This is a genomic window from Streptomyces sp. NBC_00078, assembly GCF_026343335.1.
Classification (GTDB): Bacteria; Actinomycetota; Actinomycetes; order Streptomycetales; family Streptomycetaceae; genus Streptomyces.
On the sequence record NZ_JAPELX010000001.1, the window covers coordinates 710,949 to 728,619 of the forward strand.

Genomic DNA, 17,671 nt, shown 5'->3' on the forward strand with positions numbered 1-17,671 from the left:
GGGGAGTACGCAGGGCGGTTTCCGCTGCTCCCCAGGGCCTCGACTTCTGTAACTACTAGTATGTACAGTCGGTGCATGAGCACCTCGGAGAGCACCTCGGAGCGACTGATCCGCTCCACCCGTGAGCTGCTGTGGGAGCGCGGTTACGTGGGCACCAGCCCCAAGGCGATCCTGGAGCGTTCGGGCACCGGACAGGGCAGCATGTACCACCACTTCAAGGGCAAGCCGGATCTCGCGCTGGCGGCGATCCGACGGACGGCCGAGGAGTTGCGGGCCACCGCCGAGGGAGTACTCGACGGGCCGGGGACGCCGTACGAGCGCATCGAGGCGTATCTGCTGCGCGAGCGTGACGTGCTGCGCGGCTGCCCGGTCGGGCGGCTCACGATGGATCCGGACGTCGTCGCCAGTGCCGAGCTGCGCGCGCCGGTCGACGAGACGCTCGACGCGATCCGTGAGCTGATCGCCGGGATCGTCGAAGAGGGCAAGGAACAGGGGCAGTTCGTGCCCTCACTGGACGGCGAGGAGATCGCCGCGGCCGTCCTCGCGACCGTCCAGGGCGGATACGTCCTTGCCCGCGCCTCCGGCTCCCCCACCGCCTTCGACGCCGCTGTCCGGGGACTGCTCTCCCTTCTCAGCCCCCGTTAGGAGTTCAGGTCCGTGCACATCACCAGGAAGCGCCCCGACACTCGGCAGGGCCCGGCGGAGAACTTCACCGGCTCGGTCTGGTTCGACGAGATCGCCGCACCCGCCGCCCCGTCCCGACTGCGCGTGTACAGCGTCCACTTCACGCCCGGCGCCCACACCGCATGGCACCGCCATCCGCACGGCCAGGTGCTGCACGTCCTGGAGGGCGAGGGGTTGGTGCAGCGCAGAGGCGGTGACGTCGAGGCGATCCGGGCGGGCGACACCGTGTGGATCGAGCCGGAGGAATGGCATTGGCACGGCGCGGGACCGCGCACCTTCATGACGCATCTCGCGGTCGTCGAGGCCGCCGAGGACGGCACCACCGCCGAGTGGGACGCGCACGTCGGACCGGAGGAGTACCCCGCCTGAGGAGGCATCGATGCACGCCATGCAGTACGAGCTGACCCTGCCCGCCGACTACGACACGGACATCATCCGCGGTCGCGTCGCCCGCATCGGGCATCTGCTGGATGACTGGGAGGGCCTCGGCTTCAAGACGTACCTGCTGCGCGAGCGCGGGGTGAACGGCTCGCCGGTCAACCAGTACGCGCCGTTCTACCTGTGGAACTCCATGGAGGGCATGAACGCCTTCCTCTGGGGCGGCGCCTTCCAGGGACTCAGCAACGACTTCGGGCGCCCCTCGGTCCGGCAGTGGACGGCCCTTGCGTACGAGGAGGGTGGCGGCGCCGACGGGCCTGCGCGGTTCGCGGTACGCCGCCGCCAACCGGTGCCGGAGGGTGCGGAGTTGGCCGACGTGATGGCGGACGCGGCGCGGGAGACCGAGCGGCTGGCCGGCGAGGACGGCGCGGTGCTCGCGGCGGCGGCCGTGGATTCCAGCCGCTGGGAGCTGGTGCACTTCTCATTGTGGGAGCACGACGCGCCGAAGGCCGACGGCGACGTCTTCGAGGTCCTGCACCTGTCCGCGCCGGGGCGGGAGCAGCTGCCGCGCGGGCGGCAGTGGTGAACAGCGTCCGTACGGTGCTGGGCGATGCGCGGCCCGAGGACCTGGGCGTGTGCGACGCGCACGACCATCTCTTCATCCACAGCCCGCGACTGCCCGGCCAGGAGCTCAACGACGCCACCGCCGCGCGGGCCGAGCTGGAGGCGTTCCGTGCGGCGGGCGGGGCGAGCGTCGTCCAGTGGACGCCTTTCGGGATGGGGCGGCGGGCCGCCGACCTGCCGCTGCTGTCCCGGGCGGCCGGCGTGCACGTGGTCTGCGCGACCGGACTGCACCAAGCGGCCCACTACGCACCGGAGTTGCTCGACGAGCTGCGTGGCAGACTCGCCGACGTGTTCGTCTCCGAACTCACCGAGGGAATCGGCACGTCGGGCGTCCGGGCCGGTTTCGTCAAGGTGGCGGGCGGCTTCCACGCACTCGACGCGCACGCCCGCTGGACCATGACCTCCGCGGCCGAGGCCCACCACACGACGGGCGCGCCGATCGCCGTCCACCTGGAGATGGGCACGGGCGCACTCGACGTACTGGACCTGCTGTGCGGCGAGTTGGGTGCCCCCCCCCCGCACCGCACCGCGTGATCCTCGGCCACCTCAACCGCTCCCCCGACTTCGTGGTGCAGCGCCAGGTCGCCGAGGCGGGCTGCTGGCTGGCGTTCGACGGCCCCTCGCGCACCCATCACGCCACCGACTGGCGCATGCCGGACGCCGTGCGCGCGCTCGCCGAGGCCGGATTCGGACACCGGCTGCTGCTCGGCGGCGACACCGTCGTCGCCGGAGCACGGTCGGTCGACGGCGGGCCCGGGATGCCGTATCTGCTGCGCAGGGTCCGGCCACGGCTCGCGCTGGAGCTGGGTGAGGAACTCATCAACCGTGTCCTCGTGGAGAACCCCGGCCGGGCGTTCGCCGTCGAGTGGCGCTGACCAGACGCTGCGCCGGAAGTGCCGCCCCCTAGGAGACGGAGATGTCCACCGAAGGGCGCAGCTTCGCCGCCGCGGCCAGGGCCTCGTGCACGGGGTGGGTGTCGAAGGCCGTCAACAAGGCGTCGTCCGCCGAGTGTTCGGCGGCGGGGTAGGCGATCTGCTCGAAGGCCGCCTGGAAGCGGGGACCCCAGCGGCGGGCGCCGAGACGGGCCGTACGCGAGCAGTTGTCGACCATGTGGGCGACGTTGCGCGCGTGCATGTAGGGCAGCAGGGAGTCGACCGCCTCGATGATGGACTCGTTGACGATCTCCGACCAGGGGTGACCGCGTTCGACGAACTCGTCGACCTGCGCGGTCATGGTGGCGACGAAGACTCCCGCGGTGAACGGGTCGACCGGCAGGGCGCGTTCGCCGCGACGGGCGTGCACCTCGTCGCTGACCGCCCACATGGGGGAGCCGCCGATCCCGCTCATCGGGCGGCTGCCGAGCCGCCGCTCGGCAAGGATCACGCTGCGCAGCTCGGTGCCGTCGGCGACCTCGTCGTAGATCTCGGCGACGATGTCCCGTGCGGGCCCGTAGGTCGCGGTGTACGCACGGTCGAAGACGTTCCGGCCGGCCGGGTCGAGGCCCTCGCGCACGGCGCGGATCCCGGTGTGCGAGATGGTGCGGGCGATGGGCCCCGTGATGTTCTCGCAGGCCTTCTCATAGGCGGTGACGGGGTCGTCACCTGCCAGGCGGCCGCGGGTGTGGAGGCTCTCGACGATGCCGTGCACGGCGCCGAGCAGGATGGCGCGTTCGCCGACGATGTCGGAGAGGTACTCGCTGTCGAGCGTGGTCCGGAAGGTGTACGGCGATCCGAGCGCGACCGACCAGCCGAGCGCGAGGTCGGTGGCACGGCCGTCGGGGTCGGCGTGGACGGCGTAACTGCTGTTGATTCCGGCACCGTTGATCTCCTCACCCTGCTGGTACAGGCGCCGCACGGAGTCGCCCATGCCCTTGGGGCACACGGCGATCACTCCGTGCCCGGGCGGGAACTCCCCGCCCGTTTCCCGGAGATGGCCGAGCAGGAAGCCGTGTGAGAGGCCGACGACGGCGCCGGGCCCGAGCGCCGCGAAGATCTCCTGGTGGTGTGTGGCGAGAGCGGAGTCGGCGATCAGCAGGATCACGAGGTCGCTGTCGGCGGTGACGGCGAGCCAGTCGCCGAGCGTGCCGTTGTCCTCCGTGAAGCCGTGGGCCCGGGCATCGGCGGCCGAAGCGGATCCCGGGCGCAGTCCGACGGCCACCCGGATGTCCGTGCCGGTCAGCGAGTCCCGCAGGTTGAGGGCCTGGGCGCGGCCCTGCGGTCCCCAGCCGATCACGCCGATGCGGCGGACGCCGGCGAAGGCCTGCGGCAGCAGCGGGAAGAGGTGCCGGCCGCCGCGCAGGATGGTCTCGGTGCCGCCGGGCACGTCCATCGTTTCGAGGGGGAAGACGCGGGAGGTGTACGTGGGCGAGGTCATGGTCGAGTTGTAGACTCCACCCAGGCATTGCAGCAAGCGCAACTTGTGCAGCGCTCTGTTGCGCATACTGAAAGATGCAGGTGAGAGCGTGCGTGACGATCACCGAGAGCTTCGACTTTTCCTGCATCTGGCGCAGACGCTGAACTTCGGGCGGACGAGCCTCGACTGTCACGTCAGCCCGGCGACGCTGACGCGCACGGTGCAGCGGCTGGAGACGGACCTCGGGCATCGGCTGTTCGAGCGCGGACCGCGCGGGGTGTCGCTGACGGCGGAGGGGCACCGCTTCCGTGAATACGCCGTCCAGGCACTGGAGTTGTGGCGTTCCTACCGCGAGGAGCACCCCGACCCGGCCCAACTCACCGGCCGTCTCGCGGTGTTCGCCACGGTGACCGCCTGCCAGGCCTTGCTGCCCGACCTGTTGACCCCCTTCCGCACCGCCCACCCTCAGGTCCTGCTCGATCTGCGCACCGGTGACGCGGCGGCCGCGCTGGCCCGGCTGGACGAGGGGGAGGTCGACGTGGCCGTGGCGGGGATCCCGGCGCGGTTGCCGGAGGGGCTGGTGAGCCGCACGGTGGCGGTCACCGAGCTGGTCCTCGTCACCGCACGGGACCGCCCGGATCCCGATCTCGACGGCCCGTTCGTCCTCCCCCACCGCGGGCTGGTCCGCGAGGCCGCCGACCGCTGGTTCCGCACCCGTGGCACGACGCCGGACGTGGCGTGTGAACCGGACGGCCACGAGGGACTGTTGACGCTGGTCTCCCTCGGCTGCGGCACCGGTGTGGTCCCCCGCCTCGTACTGGAGAACAGTGCGGTCCGCGACCGGCTGGCGGTGGTTCCCGCCGCTCCGGCGCCGGAGCCGTTCCCGATCGGGCTGTGCGTACGGCGGGCGGATCTGCGTCGGCCGCTGGTGGCGGCGCTGTGGAGCCTGTGAGCCCCGCCGGTCCGCGCGGCACGCTCAGCCGAGCGCGGCGTACTCGACGGCGATCCGGGCGCCGAGCCGGGCGTTGTTCTTGACCAGCGCGATGTTGGTCCGCAGGCTCTCGCCGCCGGTGAGCTCGACGATCCGGCCGAGGAGGTAGGGAGTGGTGTCCTTGCCGGTGATGCCGGCCTTCTCCATCTCGGCCAGGGCCTGGGCGATGACGCCGTCCATGCGCTCGGCCGGCACCTCCTCGTCCTCGGGCACGGGGTTGGCGATGCTGAGGCCGCCGGGAATGCCGAGGTCCCAGCGGGCGTGCATCACGGCGGCGATCTCGGCCGGCGAGTCCACCCGCATCGGCGAGGCGAAGCCGCTGCGGCGCGAGTAGAACGCCGGGAACTCGTCCGTGCCGTAGCTCAGGACGGGGACGCCGAGGGTTTCCAGGGTCTCCAGGGTCAGACCGATATCGAGGATGCTCTTGACGCCCGCGCTGATCACCGCGACGCCCGTCGCGGCCAGCTCCGTCAGGTCGGCACTGATGTCGAACGTCGTCGGAGCGCCACGGTGCACCCCGCCGATGCCGCCGGTGACGAAGGTACGGATGCCCGCGAGGGCGGCTAGCCGCATGGTCGCGGCGACGGTCGTCGCGCCGTGGGCGCCGCGCGCCACGACGTAGGCGAGGTCGCGGACACTGGCCTTGGTGACGTCCGGCGCGGTCGCGAGGAGCTCCAGGTCCGCTGCGGTCAGCCCGACGTGGGGCCGGCCGTGCAGGACGGCGATCGTCGCGGGGACGGCGCCGCCGTCGCGGATGACCTGCTCGACCTCCACGGCCATCTCCACGTTCTGCGGATACGGCATGCCGTGGCTGATGATCGTCGATTCCAGCGCCACGACGGGGCGCCCGTCGCGCAGCGCCTCGCGGACCTCGCCGGTCAGCACCAGGCGCGGATGCGGGACGGCGGTCGCGGGGATAGGGGCGGGGGTGGGCGTGGTCATCTCTGGCTCCGGATCGGGTAGTTCAGGGTTGGCGGGGGCGGTTCGGTCGGTCAGGCGGGTGAGTCGTTCAGGTCACGTACGTCATTCATGGCGTACGGGCCGTTCAGCACGTCCTCGACGAGGCGGGGCGTCAGGTCGGGTCGTACCGTCGCCGGGCTCCCGACCGTCAGGGCCGCGGCCGCGTGTCCGTAGCGGGCGGCGTCCACGGGGTCGCCGCCGGCCAGCAGCGCGTGGACGAACGCGGCGAGCATCGCGTCCCCGGCGCCGGTGACGTCGGCGACCTCGGCGGGCGGCGCGGCGAGGAATCTCGCCTTCTGGCCCGCGGTGCCGAGCGCACTGCCGCGCGCCCCGAGCCGTACCCACACATGCCGCACCCCGCGCGCGTGCAGCGTGTCGGCGGCCGCCGTCACCTCGGCCTCGCTGTCGCCGACGGGGCGGCCGAGGAGGGCCCGGAGTTCGTCGAGGTTCGGTGTGAGCGCGAAGAGGGGGCGACGTGTGGTGAGCAGCGGCGCGAGGAGGGCCGCCTTGGGGGCGCTGACCGGATCGATCACCACCGGGACATCGGCGGGCTGTGCGACGTCCATCGCGTGGGCCAGCACCTCGGCCGGCAGATTCCCGTCCAGGACCAGCATGTCGGCGTGGGCGATCAGTTCACGGGCCGGGTGCAGGTCCTTCGGCGCCAGCGCTTCGGTGGCCGCCATGTCCGCCACCGCCACGACCAGGTCCCCGTCGGCGTCCAGGACCGCGGTGTAGGTCCCGGTCGGGTGGGCGCTGCGGTGCACATGGTCGAGGCGTACGCCCGCCGCCGCGGTCTCCGCGAGCAGGCGCTCGCCCGCCGGGTCCCGGCCGACGGCGGCGATGAGATGCGTCGGGGTGCCCAGCCGCGCCAGGTTCTCCGCGATGTTGCGGCCCACGCCGCCCGCGGTGGTGCCGGCCCGCCCCGGATTGCTGGTCCGCTGCCGTACGGGAGCCAGGCTGCGCACCTTGACGTCGACGTTGGCTCCGCCGACGACCACGACCGCGTTCTCTTCGCGGAGGATGTAGCCGCGTCCGAGGATGGCGCCCTTCTTGCCCAGGTTGGACAGGTGCACGTTCACCGCGGCCCGGGTACTGCCGAGGGCGTCGGCGATCGCCTGCGGCCCGGCGAGCGGGTCGCGGCGCAGCAGCGCGATGATCTCGCGCTCCCGCTGGGTCAACATCATGCTGACTAAACTAAAGCGCCTTTATCGGAGTGAGCAAGAGGGGGTTCGATGTCCTGGACGGCGGCGCGCTCGGTCAGTCGGTGCTCCTGCCGAGGTCGAGTCGCCCCACGCGCTGCACGTTCTGCCGGTCCTCGGCGTCCTCGCCGACCTCGGCGGCGAACCAGGCGTCGAGGATCTCCTTGAGCAGCGGCTCGGACGTCAGGCGCAGGCTGAGCGCCAGCACGTTGGCGTGGTTCCAGCGGCGGGCGCCGGCCGCCGTGTACGCGTCCGTGCACAGGGCCGCCCGTACGCCGGGCACCTTGTTCGCGGCGATGGAGGCGCCTGTACCGGTCCAGCAGCACACGACGGCCTGGTCCGCGGTCCCTGCGGACACCTCGCGCGCCGCGGCCTCCGAACACGCGGCCCACTGCGGGTCGTCGCCGGGGCTCAGCGCCCCGTGGGCCACAACCTCGTGGCCGCGCCTGCCCAGTTCCGCGACGAGCGAGCGCGCCACGGGTTCGTCCATGTCCGAGGAAACGGAGATCCGCATGCTCCGGAGCCTAACGCCGCCGGGCTCACGCCCCCAGTGCGCGGGTGAGCAGGTCCCGGCGGGGTACTTGAGACGGATCAGCCTCGGCAGCTCCGGCAGACAGGGCACGTCGGCGATCGGCGCGCAGCCGACCGCGGTCTCCGGGTCGGTCAGCAGGAACGCGTACGCGTCGAACCCGACGGCGGTCCGCAGCTCGTCGAGGAGCCGCAGGCGCAGCTGCCGTGTGTCGCCGCCGACCTCGCAGAGCCGGACGATGCGCTCGTGGCGGGCCGCGAGCCGGTCCCGGTCGGACATGCTCAGAGCGTACGCCGCGCCGTCCCCCACACATCTGGGATGTACCGCCGCCGCGGCCCGTTCCACCCTGGAGGTGACCGAGGAGGAACCATGCCGACCCTGCGCATCGAGCACCGGATCACCGACTTTGCGACCTGAAAGACCGCCTTCGACCGTTTCGCCGACGCACGCGCGAGGGCGGGGGTACGGCGTCACCGGGTGCAGCGCCCGGTGGACGATCCCTCGTACGTCGTCGTCGACCTGGGTTTCGACGACGTGGCAGAGGCGGGCCGGTTCCTGGAGTTCCTCAGGACGAGGGTGTGGTCCTCACCCGACAACGCACCAGCACTGTCCGGCTCGCCACGGACGCGCATCCTGGAGACGGCCGAGGAGGGCCGGCCCTCAGGTCAGTGCCCCCAGCGGATCGTCCAGTACCGGCTGCCACGCCAGCTCGGCCGCGCCGACCAGGCTGTTGTGGTCGAGGGTGCAGGCCAGGATGGGGACCCCGCCGCTCTGACCCCACAGACTGCGGTCGGCTACGACGGCACGCAGGCGGTCGGGGTCGGCGTCGAGGAGCGTGCCGTGGAGACCGCCGAGGATGATGCGGTCGGGGTTGAGGATGTTCACCAGGCCGGCGAGACCGAGGCCGAGGCGGTCGATGAGGGCCTCCGTGGCCGTGCGGATCGACGGGTCGTCGTAGTGGTTGCGGATCAGGTCGATGGCCTGCCGGAGGAGTGAGACCTCGGGGCCCGGCTCGCGGCCGGCCGCCGTGAGCAGCGCCAGCGGATCGGCCTCGACGTCGAGACAGCCGCGGCTGCCGCAGTGGCAGGGGCGGCCCTCGGGGTTGACGGTGAGGTGGCCGACCTCCAGCGCGAGGCCCGAACTGCCCGTGTGCAGGCGGCCGTCGAGCACCAGCGCTCCGCCCACGCCCCGGTGGCCGGTGGCCACGCACAGCAGGTCCCGGGCGCCGCGGCCCGCCCCGTGCCGGTGCTCGGCGAGGGCGGCGAGGTTGACGTCGTTGCCCGCGAAGGCGGGACCCGTGATCCCGGCCTCGCTCACGCACTCCGCGAAGATCCGGCGTACGGGCGCCCCCACGGGCCACGCCAGGTGCAGGGGGTTGAGAGCCAGGCCGTCCGGCTCGGCGACCGCGGACGGTACGGCGAGTCCGGCACCGACGCAGCGCCGTCCCGTCGAACGCAGCAGCTCGGCGCCCGCTTCCACGACCGAGCCGAGGACCTTCGCCGGGTCGGCGTCGACGGTCTCGCAGCCGGGCGCCGTGGCGACGATGCTGCCGCCCAGGCCGACCAGCGCCGCCCGGAACCCGTCGGCGTGCACCTGCGCCGCGAGGACGACCGGGCCGTCGGCGGCGACCGCGAGCCTGTGCGAGGGCCTGCCCTGCGAGCCCGCCGCGGCTCCGGGCCGGGCGTCGACGCGGATCAGTCCGAGCGCTTCCAGTTCGGCGGCGACCGCGCCGGCCGTCGCCCGGGTGACGCCGAGTTCGGCGGTGAGCACGGCCCGGGTGGGCGCGCGTCCGGTGTGCACCAGCTCCAACGCGGGCCCGAGCGCGCCGCGCCCCCGGTCCAGCCGCGTCCTCGAGGTGGTCCCTTCCCCCGTCGGCCGGGGGTCCGCCGTGCCGCTCATGAGGGCGAGTCTCCCATGATCCGCGCATACCCCGGCCTACAGGCCGCTGACCCGGAGCGTGATGTTCAGACGTCCGGTCAGTCCCAACTCGGGCGGTGCGGTGCCCGCGTGCACCCGGGGAACGCCGTGGTACGCGAGCCGCGACGGGCCGCCGAACACGAACAGGTCGCCGCTGCGCAGTTCGACGTCCGTGTAGGGCTTGGTGCGGGTCTCGGGGTTGCCGAAACGGAAGACGCAGGTGTCGCCGAGGCTCAGGGACACCACGGGTGCGTCCGACTTCTCGTCGCCGTCGCGGTGCATGCCCATGCGGGCGTCGCCGTCGTAGAAATTGATCAGTGCTATGTCATACGGCACCCATCTCGGTGCCGGTGCCGGTGCCGGTGCCGGTGGTATGTCACATGCCGCGGCGGGCGGCGTCCCCAGCGCGTCGGCGACCGCCTGCCGCGCCAGCTCGTCCAGCCAGCCCGGAAACGGCTTCACCGGAGCACCGTCACCGTCCACGACCGTGTCGGCATAGCCGTACGGATACCAGTGCCGACCCAGGCAGACCTGGCGTGCGGTCATCGTGCCGCCGCCCGGTGTGCGGACGGTACGCAGGCCGGCCGGTGGCCGGGCCCACGCCCGGCACGCGTCCAGCAGCTCCCGCTGCCGCCCCGCGTCCAGCCAGTCCGGCACATGCACCGCGCCCGGCGCGATCTCCGTACGAGCCCTGGGAAACAGCTCGGCATCCATGCGCTCCATCCTGCCGGACGAGCCGCGCGACGGGTTCTGAGCTGGGGCTCGGCTAGCCTTGACGCACGATGAACGACCGTATGACGACGCCGTGGGGCGAGTTCGCGCTGGCCCGTTTCCCCGAGGACCCGCGCGAGAGGCTGCGTGCCTGGGACGCCTCCGACGCCTACTTGCTCAGACACCTGGCAGACGAGCAGGTCCCGCTGTCCGGCACGGTGGTGGTCCTGGGGGACCGCTGGGGCGCTCTGGCCACCGCCCTCGCGGCGCACGGGCCCGTGCAGATCACCGACTCGTTCCTGGCGCAGGAGGCGACGCGGGCGAACCTGGCGCGGGCCGGCGTCGGGACCGGTGCCGTGCGGCTGCTCACCACGCAGGACCCGCCGCCCGAGGGTGTCGACGTCCTCCTGGTGCGGGTGCCCAAGAGTCTTGCGCTGCTGGAGGACCAGTTGCTGCGGCTGGCACCGGCGGTGCACGAGGGGACGGTCGTCGTCGGCACCGGCATGGTGAAGGAGATCCACACCTCGACGCTGCAGCTCTTCGAGCGGATCCTGGGACCGACGCGCACCTCGCTGGCGGAGAAGAAGGCCCGGCTCGTCTTCTGCACTCCGGACGCGTCGCTGGCGCGCCCCGCGAACCCGTGGCCGTACAGCTACGCCCTGCCCGGCGGTGTCGGTCCTGCCTCGGGGCGCACCGTGGTCAACCACGCGGGGGTGTTCTGTGCCGACCGGCTCGACATCGGCACCCGCTTCTTCCTGCAGCATCTGCCGGCCGTCGGCACCGACCGGCGGGTGGTGGACCTGGGCTGCGGCAACGGGGTGGTGGGTACGGCGGTGGCGGTGGCCGATCCGACGGCCGAGGTGCTGTTCGTGGACGAGTCGTTCCAGGCCGTGGCCTCGGCGGAGGCGACGTACAAGGCGAACGGGGTGCCGGGGCACGCGGAGTTCCGGGTCGGGGACGGGCTGGCCGGCGTGCCGGACGGCAGTGTCGACCTCGTGCTCAACAATCCGCCGTTCCACTCGCACCAGGCGACGACGGACACGACGGCGTGGCGGATGTTCACCGGGGCGCGGCGAGCGCTTCGGCCCGGCGGTGAGCTGTGGGTGATCGGCAACCGGCACCTCGGCTACCACGTGAAGATGCGCAAGGCCTTCGGCAACAGTCAACTGGTCGCGAGCGACCCGAAGTTCGTGGTGCTGAAGGCTGTAAAGGAGTGATCACACCGGTGCGCGGCCGACGGTCCGGATGACTCCTGTCACCGCCCGCACCATCGCCTCCCTCCCCTCGCTCAGGTACTTGCGCGAGTCGACCGCCTCGGGATGGGCGGCGAGGAAGCCGCGGATCGCGCCGGTCATGGCGATGTTGAGTGCGGTGCCGACGTTCACCTTGGCGATGCCGCCCGCGACCGCCGCCGCCAGTTCCCCGTCCGGCACTCCGGAGGAGCCGTGCAGGACGAGGGGCACGTCCAGGGCCGCGGCCAGCCGTTTGAGGAGGCCGTGGTCGAGGGTGGCGGTGCGGGTGGTCATGGCGTGCGTGCTGCCGATGGCGACGGCGAGGGCGTCCACGCCGGAGTCGGCGACGAAAGCGCGGGCCTCGACGGGGTCGGTGCGGGCGCCGGGCGCGTGGGCGTCCAGCGGGGGCTCGGCAGAATCCTCCCGGCCGTCCTCCCCCTTCTTGCCGCCGACCTGTCCCAACTCGGCCTCGATCCAGAGGCCTTGGGTGTGCGCCCAGTCGGCGGCGGCGCAGGTCGCGGCGAGGTTCTGGTCATAGGGCAGGCGGGCCGCGTCGTACATCACGGAGCTGAATCCGGCGTCCGCGGCCTGGCGCAGCAGATCGTCGCTCTGGACGTGGTCGAGGTGCAACGCGACCGGCACAAAGGCGCGTTCGGCGGCGGCCACGGCCGCGCGGGCGAGCGGGAGCAGTCGGCCGTAGCGGAACTTGACGGCGTTCTCGCTGACTTGGAGGACGACGGGGGTCTCGGCCGACTCGGCGCCCGCAATGACGGCCTCGACGTGTTCCAGGGTGATGATGTTGAAGGCGGCGACGGCGGAGTGGTCGGCGGCGGCCCGGGTGACGAGTTCGCCGGTGGTGACGAGGGGCACGGTCAATCCCTTCCGGTGTGTCAGGGGGCGAGGATCACCGAGCGGGTGAGGTGGCGGGGCCGGTCCGGGTCGAGGCCGCGGGCCGCGGCGACGGCGACCGCGAGGCGCTGGGCGCGGACCAGTCCGGCGAGCGGGTCGAGTCCGTCGGCCACCCACAACCCGCCGGTGGCACGCACCTGTTCGGGCAGGCCCTCGGGGGCTTCGCCGAGCATCCAGACCGCCGTGCCGCGGGTGGTGATGCTGATGGGGCCGTGCCGGTACTCCATCGCCGGGTAGGTCTCGGTCCAGGCGAGGGAGGCTTCGCGCATCTTCAGCCCGGCCTCGTTGGCCAGGCCGACCGTCCAGCCCCGGCCCAGGAAGGTGAACTGCGTGCAGTCGACGAGTCCTTCGGGCAACGGGGTCGCCAGGGCGGTGCGGCCGTCGTCGACGACGGCATCGGTATGGAGGCCGAGATGGGCGCGCAGCAGGGTCAGCGCGGTGGTCGCGAAGCGCGTCTGCACGACGGACCGTTCATCGGCGAAGTCGAGCACGACGAGGTCGTCGGCGGCGGCCATGACCGGCGTGTCCGGATCGGCGGTGATCGCGGTCGTCCGTGTGCTTCCCTTCAACTGGCCGAGCAGGTGGAGGACTTCGGTGGTGGTGCCGGAGCGGGTGAGGGCCACGACACGGTCGTAGGAGCGGCCGTGGGGGAACTCGGAGGCGGCGAAGGCGTCCGTCTCGCCCTGTCCGGCGCCCTCGCGCAGCACGGCGACCGCCTGTGCCATGAAGTACGAGGTGCCGCACCCGACGATCGCGACCCGCTCACCCGGCACCGGCAGCGCCCCGCCGTGCCGGGCCGCCTCCGACGCGGCCCGTATCCAGCACTCGGGCTGGCTGCTCAGCTCGTCCTCGACATGCGTCATGCCGGACCCTCCCTTGCTTTGATCCCTGGCCTGCTTGGTTTCCTTGACTCGCCTGGTCTGATTGTTCCTGCAAGATATAGCGACCTTTCGAGCAGAATCAAGCATTCGAGCGCAGACGGGGTGCGCCCAGGGCGCCGGGAGATCGAGGAACGAGCAGGAACGGCAGGAACGGCAGGAACGGCAGGAACGGCAGGGTGGGCATGTCCGGGCGCCCCGATCAACCGGCTGCTCTGCGAGCGCGCCGAGCGGTGATCGTCGCCGTCGGCTCCGGCAAGCCGGGCCGGCAAGCGTTCGCCCGGATCTGCGCGGCCGAGTGGGTGGGCGTCCTCGTCACGGACTCGGCGGCGAGCCCGGACACGGTGCGCGGCTTCGAGGAGGCAGGGATCACCGTTGTCGCGGTCTGACCCGCGCAGCCCTCCATGACCTGAGCGATCCTCGCGCTCACGCGCCCGACTGCGCCTAGGCTGGGAGCGGGACGCGGGTCGGAGCAGGGAGGCTGCGATGAGCTCGGAAGCGATCGACCAGGGCGTCCCCGGGGGTGCTCCCCGATATCTGCCGATCGCCGAGCACGGTCTGATAGGCGACCTGCGCAGTGTGGCCCTGGTGGGCACCGACGGCACGATCGACTGGTACTGCTGCTCGGCCTTCGACGCCCCGAGCGTCTTCGCGGCGATCCTGGACGCCGAGCGCGGAGGTTCCTTCGAGCTGGCGGCGGCCGTCCCGGCGAAGACCAAGCAGTTCTACTTCCCCGACACCAACGTCCTGATCACCCGCTTCTTCACCGAGGACGGCGTCGGTGAGGTGCAGGACTTCATGCCCGTCAACGGCGGACCCATGGAGACCGAGCGGCACCGGGTGATCCGGCGGGTCGTGTGCGTGCGCGGATCGGTCCCCTTCCGCGCCCGGGTCGCCCCACGGTTCGACTACGGCGCACGGCCGCACATCGTGCGCATGGCCGGCGAGGCGACGGTCTTCGAGTCCGAGGGGCTGTCGCTCTCGCTGACGGCGACCGTGCCGCTGGAGGCGGACGGGCTCGACGCGCGGGCCGACTTCAAGCTCTCCGAGGGCGAGACGGCTGTGTTCGCGCTGGACCAGGTCGGCGGCGACGTGGAGCCGCGCCGGTGCGCGAAGACCGAGGCCGAGGAGCAGTTCGGCAAGACGGTGGCGTACTGGCGGCGCTGGCTGTCCGCCTCCAAGTACCGTGGCCGCTGGCGGGAGATGGTGCACCGCTCCGCCCTCACCCTGAAGCTGCTCACCTACGCGCCCACCGGCGCGATCGTGGCCGCGCCGACCACGAGCCTGCCCGAGGAGCTGGGCGGCGAACGCAACTGGGACTACCGGTACGTGTGGGTGCGCGACGCCGCCTTCTGCGTGTACGCGCTGCTGCGGCTCGGCTTCACCGAGGAGGCCGAGGCGTTCATGAAGTTCCTCACCCAGTACGTCAGTCCGCGCACCGACGGACAGTCCGCTCCCCTGCAGATCATGTACGGCATCGACGGCCGCACCGACCTCCCCGAGCGCGAACTCGACCACCTGGAAGGGCATTACGGCTCCGCACCGGTACGGATCGGCAACGCGGCCGCCGACCAGCTCCAGCTCGACATCTACGGCGCGCTCATCGACTCGATCTACCTCTACGACAAGTGGGCCAAGCCCATCTCCAGCGACCAGTGGGACGACGTGTGCACGCTGGTGGAGTGGGTGAGCGAGCACTGGGACCAGCCCGACGAGGGGATCTGGGAGACCCGCGGAGGGCGCAAGAACTTCCTGTACTCGCGCCTGATGTGCTGGGTGGCGATCGAGCGGGCGATCCGCATGGCCAACCGGCGCGGCCTGCCCGGCGATCTGCCCCGCTGGCGCGAGGCCCGCGACATGATCTACCGGCGGATCATGGACCGAAGCTGGTCGCAGACCCGGCAGGCGTTCGTCCAGCACGAGGACGGCGATGTGCTGGACGCGTCCGTCCTGATGATGCCGCTGACGAAGTTCATCGCGCCCACCGACCCCAAGTGGCTGTCCACACTGGACGCCCTCACCGACGAGCTGGTGTCCGACTCCCTCGTCTACCGCTACGACCCACTGGCCAGCCCCGACGGACTGCGCGGCGACGAAGGCACCTTCTCGATCTGCTCGTTCTGGTACGTCGAGGCCATGGTGCACGCCGGGCGCATCGACGAGGCGCGCCTCGCCTTCGAGAAGATGCTCACCTACGCCAACCACCTCGGCCTCTACGCCGAGGAGATCAGCCACAGGGGCGAGCAACAGGGCAACTTCCCGCAGGCGTTCACGCATCTGGCGCTCATCAGCGCGGCCTTCAACCTGGACCGGGCCCTCGGCTGAGGACCCCCGCGGGAGGTGCTGTCAGCACCACCCCGCATCCGCCGCCCAGGCCCAGGGACGCGGGGCCGCGCGGCAGGAAGGATTCATGACGTCGGCAAACGGAACCGACTCGGAATCCACCTCTCCAGCTCGGGGGAAGAACAATGAACGAAGTTCTCGCCAGGCGTCTGACGGGCGTCGCGGGTATCGCCGCCGCGACCGCGCTCATCGTCGAAGTGCCCCTGTACTTCATCTACTCGGGCCCGCCGCCGGACGTGAACGTGCTGGCCCGGCTGCTCCTCGGGATCATCGGCCTCGCATGCCTGGTCCTGTTCGTGACGGCGTTCCGTGAACTGGTCAAGCGCACGCGTCCCGACTACGAGTGGGCGGGTTCGCTGGCCTACTCCACCGGGCTGGTCTACGCGACGATCACTCTGGTCTCCATGGGTCTGGAGGCCGGCGCGGTCATCGCCACCGACCATCCGATCGATCCGACGATCACGGTCAACGGCACGTACATCCTCTACGGATCGATCTCCCGGCTGATGCTCGGCCTCTTCCTGGCCACTGTCGGTTACACCCTCGCGCGCACCGCCATCCTGCCGCGCTGGATCAGCCGCTCGGCGTACGTCCTCGCCGCGATCAACCTGGCCTTCGTGCCGTCCCTCTTCTTCGGCAACACCCCCGCGAACTTCTACGCGGCGAACGGCTGGGGCACGACCGCCCTGATGGGGGCGATCCTCAGCTACTGGCTGCTGGCCGTCGGAATCTCCACCTACCGAAGCTCCAGGCGCGTGCACAGCGCCCTCGCCGCGTAGCCTCGGGAACCGGTCATCGAGCGGGCGGGACAGCGATCAGCTGTCCCGCCCGCCGGCATGTGCCCGCACGCCGTCACCCGGGGAGAACGGGTGCCGATCGGGCCTCAGTCGTCCGCGACCGGCTCCGTGGGCGTGGCGATGACGTCGACGAGGGCGTCGCCGCGCAGCGCGGTCAGGGGGAGCGGCCGGCCGATGGCGTCCTGGAGCATCAGTCGCTGCAGGGCCTGTGCACTGGTGACCGGTGCGCCATGGGCGGTGATCAGCAGGTCGCCGTCCCTGAGGCCGGCGCGTGCGGCCGGGGAGGCGGGCACGACATCGATGATCCGCAGGCCCGTGGGCCGGCCGGTGCGGGCCCGCAGCAACGGCGGCAGCGGGGCGGGGATACCGGCGAGTCCGAGGTAGGCGCGGCGGACCCGGCCCTCGGAGAGCAGGGTCGCGATGATCCGGCGGCTGGTGCCGTTCACCGGGACGGCCAGGCCGAGGCCGACGTCGGCGATGGCGGTGTTGCTGCCGATGACGCTGCCGTCGGCCGTGGCGAGCGCGCCGCCCGAGCTGCCCGGATGGAGGGTGGCGTCGGTCTGGACGACGTCGTCGATGACGCGGGTGGCCCCGCTCGCGCTCGCCGGCAGCGACCGGCCCAGCGCGCTGACCACGCCGGCGGTGACGCTGCCGGTCAGTCCGAGCGGATTGCCGACCGCCACGACCAGCTGCCCCACCCGCAGGGCGTCGGCCTCGCCGAACCTGGCCGGTGGCGGGGTCGGTCCGTCGGCACGGACCACGGCGAGATCGGAGAGCGGGTCGGCGCCGATCACATGGAAGGGGGTGGTCGTGCCGTCGGCGAAGGACGCCGTACCGGCGTCGGAGTGACCGACGACATGGGCGTTGGTGAGCAGGAAACCGTCGTCTGTGAAGACCACCGCGGAGCCGGTCCCCCGTACGAATCGCCCACTGGGACGACGGTGCGCGACGTTCAGTGCCGCCACCTTCGGCGTGAGCTCGGCGGCGACCGAGGTGACGATCCGCGAGTAGGAGTCCAGTGCTGCCCGCTCCTCGTGGGAGCGGTCGGGCTCGGAGGGTCTGGCGGCCACGGAGCGACCTTTCCGCTTGCCCAAGGGCGTGTGTTACATGCTTACACCCTTGCTATGGCAGGCGGTCCGGACTTCGCTGTCGGCTGACGCCGGCGGC

16 protein-coding genes and 2 pseudogenes are annotated in these 17,671 nt (G+C 71.9%); 9 read left to right on the plus strand and 9 right to left on the minus strand.

Annotated elements, in window-relative coordinates; translation table 11 throughout:
- Positions 1-75: 75 nt before the first annotated feature.
- The 4 genes and pseudogenes from OOK07_RS03300 to OOK07_RS03315 all read left to right on the plus strand — a co-directional run bounded on the left by OOK07_RS03300 (position 76) and on the right by OOK07_RS03315 (position 2,561).
- Positions 76-645: a TetR/AcrR family transcriptional regulator gene (locus OOK07_RS03300; RefSeq protein ID WP_266794917.1), complete on the plus strand. Its 570-nt coding sequence runs from the start codon at positions 76-78 to the stop codon at positions 643-645.
- Positions 646-657: 12 nt separating this feature from the next.
- Positions 658-1,053 carry a (R)-mandelonitrile lyase gene (locus OOK07_RS03305; protein ID WP_266794918.1) on the plus strand — a complete coding sequence of 132 codons (396 nt, stop codon included), beginning with the start codon at positions 658-660 and terminating at the stop codon, positions 1,051-1,053.
- A gap of 10 nt (positions 1,054-1,063) precedes the next feature.
- On the plus strand, positions 1,064-1,648 hold the full coding sequence (locus tag OOK07_RS03310) for a DUF4865 family protein (RefSeq protein WP_266794919.1): 585 nt from the start codon (positions 1,064-1,066) through the stop codon (positions 1,646-1,648).
- Positions 1,645-2,561: pseudogene (locus tag OOK07_RS03315) on the plus strand (phosphotriesterase family protein). Before OOK07_RS03310 ends, OOK07_RS03315 begins: the two are co-directional and overlap by 4 nt.
- Positions 2,562-2,589: 28 nt before the next feature.
- On the opposite strand, the gene OOK07_RS03320 reads toward OOK07_RS03315, so the two are convergent.
- Positions 2,590-4,059, minus strand: a complete 1,470-nt coding sequence (locus OOK07_RS03320) for a ketol-acid reductoisomerase (RefSeq protein ID WP_266794920.1) — start codon at positions 4,057-4,059, stop codon at positions 2,590-2,592.
- A gap of 88 nt (positions 4,060-4,147) precedes the next feature.
- Between OOK07_RS03320 and ilvY the strand changes: the two genes are divergently transcribed.
- Positions 4,148-4,990, plus strand: coding sequence for an HTH-type transcriptional activator IlvY (ilvY, locus tag OOK07_RS03325; protein ID WP_266676809.1), 843 nt, complete (start codon positions 4,148-4,150; stop codon positions 4,988-4,990).
- A gap of 24 nt (positions 4,991-5,014) precedes the next feature.
- On the opposite strand, the gene OOK07_RS03330 is transcribed toward ilvY, so the two are convergent.
- The 5 genes from OOK07_RS03330 to OOK07_RS03350 all read right to left on the minus strand — a co-directional run bounded on the left by OOK07_RS03330 (position 5,015) and on the right by OOK07_RS03350 (position 10,348).
- Positions 5,015-5,971, minus strand: a complete 957-nt coding sequence (locus tag OOK07_RS03330; RefSeq protein WP_266794921.1) for a pseudouridine-5'-phosphate glycosidase — start codon at positions 5,969-5,971, stop codon at positions 5,015-5,017.
- 50 nt (positions 5,972-6,021) lie between these two features.
- Positions 6,022-7,173: a carbohydrate kinase gene (locus OOK07_RS03335; RefSeq protein ID WP_266794922.1), complete on the minus strand. Its 1,152-nt coding sequence runs from the start codon at positions 7,171-7,173 to the stop codon at positions 6,022-6,024.
- Positions 7,174-7,246: 73 nt separating this feature from the next.
- The gene (locus OOK07_RS03340; protein WP_266801881.1) at positions 7,247-7,702 is read right to left on the minus strand and encodes an RpiB/LacA/LacB family sugar-phosphate isomerase; all 456 of its coding nucleotides are present in this window, start codon (positions 7,700-7,702) and stop codon (positions 7,247-7,249) included.
- A 675-nt stretch (positions 7,703-8,377) separates the two neighbouring features.
- Entirely contained in the window at positions 8,378-9,616 is a 1,239-nt protein-coding gene (locus tag OOK07_RS03345) for an ROK family protein (RefSeq protein ID WP_266676818.1), read from the minus strand.
- Between the two features lie 36 nt (positions 9,617-9,652).
- Positions 9,653-10,348: an alpha-ketoglutarate-dependent dioxygenase AlkB family protein gene (locus OOK07_RS03350; protein ID WP_266794923.1), complete on the minus strand. Its 696-nt coding sequence runs from the start codon at positions 10,346-10,348 to the stop codon at positions 9,653-9,655.
- Between the two features lie 80 nt (positions 10,349-10,428).
- Here OOK07_RS03350 and OOK07_RS03355 point away from each other — a divergent pair, with 80 nt between their 5' ends.
- The gene (locus OOK07_RS03355; protein WP_266801882.1) at positions 10,429-11,562 is read left to right on the plus strand and encodes a methyltransferase; all 1,134 of its coding nucleotides are present in this window, start codon (positions 10,429-10,431) and stop codon (positions 11,560-11,562) included.
- On the opposite strand, the gene OOK07_RS03360 is transcribed toward OOK07_RS03355, so the two are convergent.
- The gene (locus OOK07_RS03360) at positions 11,563-12,447 is read right to left on the minus strand and encodes a class II fructose-bisphosphate aldolase (RefSeq protein ID WP_266676824.1); all 885 of its coding nucleotides are present in this window, start codon (positions 12,445-12,447) and stop codon (positions 11,563-11,565) included. It lies immediately after the preceding gene.
- A gap of 20 nt (positions 12,448-12,467) precedes the next feature.
- Positions 12,468-13,349 carry an SIS domain-containing protein gene (locus OOK07_RS03365; RefSeq protein WP_266794924.1) on the minus strand — a complete coding sequence of 294 codons (882 nt, stop codon included), beginning with the start codon at positions 13,347-13,349 and terminating at the stop codon, positions 12,468-12,470.
- 210 nt (positions 13,350-13,559) lie between these two features.
- Between OOK07_RS03365 and OOK07_RS03370 the strand changes: the two are divergent.
- The 3 genes and pseudogenes from OOK07_RS03370 to OOK07_RS03380 form a co-directional block, all read left to right on the plus strand.
- Positions 13,560-13,753, plus strand: a pseudogene (locus OOK07_RS03370) (alkaline phosphatase); the annotation flags it as partial.
- 97 nt (positions 13,754-13,850) lie between these two features.
- Positions 13,851-15,689: a glycoside hydrolase family 15 protein gene (locus OOK07_RS03375; RefSeq protein WP_266794925.1), complete on the plus strand. Its 1,839-nt coding sequence runs from the start codon at positions 13,851-13,853 to the stop codon at positions 15,687-15,689.
- A gap of 143 nt (positions 15,690-15,832) precedes the next feature.
- Complete coding sequence (locus OOK07_RS03380; protein ID WP_266794926.1) at positions 15,833-16,486, plus strand: hypothetical protein; 654 nt, start codon at positions 15,833-15,835, stop codon at positions 16,484-16,486.
- A 104-nt stretch (positions 16,487-16,590) separates the two neighbouring features.
- On the opposite strand, the gene OOK07_RS03385 is transcribed toward OOK07_RS03380, so the two are convergent.
- Entirely contained in the window at positions 16,591-17,574 is a 984-nt protein-coding gene (locus OOK07_RS03385; protein ID WP_266794927.1) for a S1C family serine protease, read from the minus strand.
- Between the last annotated feature and the right edge of the window lie 97 nt (positions 17,575-17,671).

Bases quoted from the DNA above. Each gene is read 5' to 3' on its own strand.
- OOK07_RS03300 (WP_266794917.1), top strand. From the start codon at position 76: ATGAGCACCTCGGAGAGCACCTCGGAGCGACTGATCCGCTCCACCCGT.
- OOK07_RS03310 (WP_266794919.1), top strand. From the start codon at position 1,064: ATGCACGCCATGCAGTACGAGCTGACCCTGCCCGCCGACTACGACACG.
- OOK07_RS03320 (WP_266794920.1), bottom strand. From the start codon at position 4,059: ATGACCTCGCCCACGTACACCTCCCGCGTCTTCCCCCTCGAAACGATG.
- OOK07_RS03330 (WP_266794921.1), bottom strand. From the start codon at position 5,971: ATGACCACGCCCACCCCCGCCCCTATCCCCGCGACCGCCGTCCCGCAT.
- OOK07_RS03335 (WP_266794922.1), bottom strand. From the start codon at position 7,173: ATGATGTTGACCCAGCGGGAGCGCGAGATCATCGCGCTGCTGCGCCGC.
- OOK07_RS03340 (WP_266801881.1), bottom strand. From the start codon at position 7,702: ATGCGGATCTCCGTTTCCTCGGACATGGACGAACCCGTGGCGCGCTCG.
- OOK07_RS03345 (WP_266676818.1), bottom strand. From the start codon at position 9,616: ATGAGCGGCACGGCGGACCCCCGGCCGACGGGGGAAGGGACCACCTCG.
- OOK07_RS03350 (WP_266794923.1), bottom strand. From the start codon at position 10,348: ATGGATGCCGAGCTGTTTCCCAGGGCTCGTACGGAGATCGCGCCGGGC.
- OOK07_RS03355 (WP_266801882.1), top strand. From the start codon at position 10,429: ATGACGACGCCGTGGGGCGAGTTCGCGCTGGCCCGTTTCCCCGAGGAC.
- OOK07_RS03365 (WP_266794924.1), bottom strand. From the start codon at position 13,349: ATGACGCATGTCGAGGACGAGCTGAGCAGCCAGCCCGAGTGCTGGATA.
- OOK07_RS03375 (WP_266794925.1), top strand. From the start codon at position 13,851: ATGAGCTCGGAAGCGATCGACCAGGGCGTCCCCGGGGGTGCTCCCCGA.
- OOK07_RS03380 (WP_266794926.1), top strand. From the start codon at position 15,833: ATGAACGAAGTTCTCGCCAGGCGTCTGACGGGCGTCGCGGGTATCGCC.